The 286-nt window shown below is 43.0% G+C and carries 1 protein-coding gene; it reads right to left on the bottom strand.

Annotated elements, in window-relative coordinates; all coding sequences use genetic code 11:
* Positions 1-71 precede the first annotated feature (71 nt).
* The coding region (locus tag TD18_RS16475) for a DUF3427 domain-containing protein (protein WP_040254914.1) at positions 72-286 on the bottom strand (215 nt) is incomplete at its 5' end.

Genomic DNA, 286 nt, shown 5'->3' with positions numbered 1-286 from the left:
GCTAGAGGCCATTCAAATCTTTTGGTTCTCTTCAACCGGCTTGTCCAACTTGAAATTGATGCTTACTACGTTTACGTCTTCGCCGTTTTCTTGAGGCATTTTTTCTCAACAAAGCTACCTTCAATTGGTGTCACGTCGCCAATAAAGTAAAATTCAATACCTTCATCGTTATTCTTTTTAATGAATAAAGGCATGCGCATTTGATGGACCTGGTAGTCTCGGATCGCGGCAACATCTGGACTCGTAATGCGCCGCCTACTCTTTGACATCCAAGTGAGCTCAGATG

The organism is Psychroserpens mesophilus (genome assembly GCF_000826645.1).
In the GTDB taxonomy this organism is placed as follows: domain Bacteria; phylum Bacteroidota; class Bacteroidia; order Flavobacteriales; family Flavobacteriaceae; genus Psychroserpens; species Psychroserpens mesophilus.
Note: the sequence above shows the minus strand (reverse complement) of the source record. Positions and strands in the feature narration are given on the sequence as shown.